The organism is Mesorhizobium sp. M1A.F.Ca.IN.020.06.1.1, from assembly GCF_004023265.1.
Taxonomy (GTDB): Bacteria; Pseudomonadota; Alphaproteobacteria; order Rhizobiales; family Rhizobiaceae; genus Mesorhizobium.
Map to the genome: position 1 here is coordinate 1 of NZ_RZSR01001068.1, position 1,894 is coordinate 1,894.

The 1,894-nt window shown below is 63.4% G+C and carries 2 protein-coding genes; both read right to left on the minus strand.

The window, feature by feature from the left end:
• Positions 1-656, minus strand: a 656-nt coding sequence (locus EOA60_RS30985) for an ATP-binding cassette domain-containing protein (protein ID WP_164899691.1), incomplete at its 3' end; no start/stop codon positions are given.
• Positions 653-1,792 (minus strand): ABC transporter permease, encoded by a 1,140-nt coding sequence (locus EOA60_RS30990; RefSeq protein ID WP_127247608.1) that lies wholly within the window; start codon positions 1,790-1,792, stop codon positions 653-655. The genes EOA60_RS30985 and EOA60_RS30990, both read right to left, overlap by 4 nt.
• Positions 1,793-1,894 lie beyond the last annotated feature (102 nt).

A 1,894-nucleotide genomic window follows, 5' to 3' on the forward strand; every position in this document is an offset into this window, starting at 1 on the left:
ATGCCGAGGTCATGGGTGATGAATAGCATCGACATGCGCTTGCGGCTTTTCAGGCCGGCGAGCAGTTCGAGGATCTGCGCCTGCACGGTCACGTCGAGCGCCGTCGTCGGCTCGTCGGCGATCAAGAGTTCCGGCTCGTTGGCCAAGGCCATGGCGATCATGACGCGCTGGCGCTGGCCGCCGGAGAGCTGGTGCGGATAGGCATCGAGCCGCTTCTGCGGGTCGCGTATGCCGACCTCGGTGAGCAGCTCCAACGTGCGAGCGTGGGCCTGGCGATCGCCCAGCCCCTGATGCAGCTTCAGCACCTCGACGATCTGCTGCTCGATCGTGTGCAGCGGATTGAGCGAGGTCATCGGCTCCTGGAAGATCATGGTGATCTTGTTGCCGCGCACGCCGCGCAGCGTCCTTTCGTTGGCGTGGAGCAGGTCGGCGCCGTGGAACAGGATCTTTCCCGAGGGGTGGCTGGCCGACGGATAGGGCAACAGCTTCAGCACCGACAGCGCGGAGACCGATTTGCCGGATCCGGATTCGCCGACCAGCGCGACCGTCTCGCCCTTGCCGATGTCGAAGGAGACGTGGTCGACGGCGATCGATTGCGTGCCGCCTTGCGCGAAGGCGACACTCAAATCGCGGACGGAAAGCAGAGGCTCGCTCATTTGAACGTCTTGCGCGGATCGAAGGCATCGCGCGTCGCCTCGCCGATGAAGACCAGCAGCGACAGCATCAGCGAAATCACGATGAAGCCGGAGATGCCGAGCCAGGGCGCGTTGAGATTGCGCTGCGCCTGCTTCAGCAATTCGCCGAGCGAGGCCGAACCCGGCGGCAGGCCGAAGCCGAGATAGTCGAGCGAGGTCAGCGTCGAGATCGAGCCTGAGAGCAGGAAGGGCAGGAAGGTCAGCGTCGCCACCATGGCGTTGGGCAGGAGATGACGGAACATGATGGTGAGGTTGGGCACGCCAAGCGCGCGCGCCGCGTTGACATATTCGAAGTTGCGCGCGCGCAGAAACTCGGCCCGCACCACGCCGACCAGCGCCACCCAGGAGAACAGCAGCATCAGGCCGAGCAGGATGAAGAAGCCGGGCGGCAGGATCGCAGAGACGATGAGCAGCAGATAAAGCACCGGGATCGCCGACCAGATCTCGATGAAGCGTTGAAACAGAAGGTCCGTCCAGCCGCCGAAATAGCCTTGCACCGCGCCGGCCGCGACGCCGATCAGCGAGGAGCCGAGCGTCAGGATCAGCCCGAACAGCACCGAGATGCGGAAGCCGTAAAGCACGCGTGCCAGCACGTCGCGCGCCTGGTCGTCGGTGCCCAGCCAATTCCAGTTGCCGACGACGCAGTTCGGATCGGCTTCGCCCTGCGGATACTGGCTGCAGCGCGTCTTCTTGTCGTAAAGCCAGGACGGCTTGGCGGGTGCGGCTTCTGGGATGGCGTTGTTGACCGTTTGATAGGAGTAGCGGACCGGCGGCCAGATCATCCAGCCATTGGCATTGATCTCGTCCTGAATCACCGGATCGCGATAGTCCGTGACGGCATAAAAGCCGCCGAATTTCTCTTCCGGGTAGGCGACCAGAACCGGAAACAGGATCTCGCCCTTGTAGGAGGCGATGATGGGCTTGTCGTTGGCGATCAATTCGGAAAACAGCGACAGCACGAACAGCAACAGGAAGATCCACAGCGACCAGTAGCCGCGCCGGTTCGCCTTGAAGTTTTGCAGCCGCCGCTGATTGAGCGGCGACAACCACGGCCGGGCGGCGCGGGCCGGCTTGGCTTCTGCCGAAGCTGCCGTCATCAGACGTCTCTCCGCTCGAAATCGATGCGCGGATCGACCCAGGTGTAGATCAGGTCCGAGAGCAGGGCGACGAACAGGCCGAGCAGCGAGAAGATGTAGAGA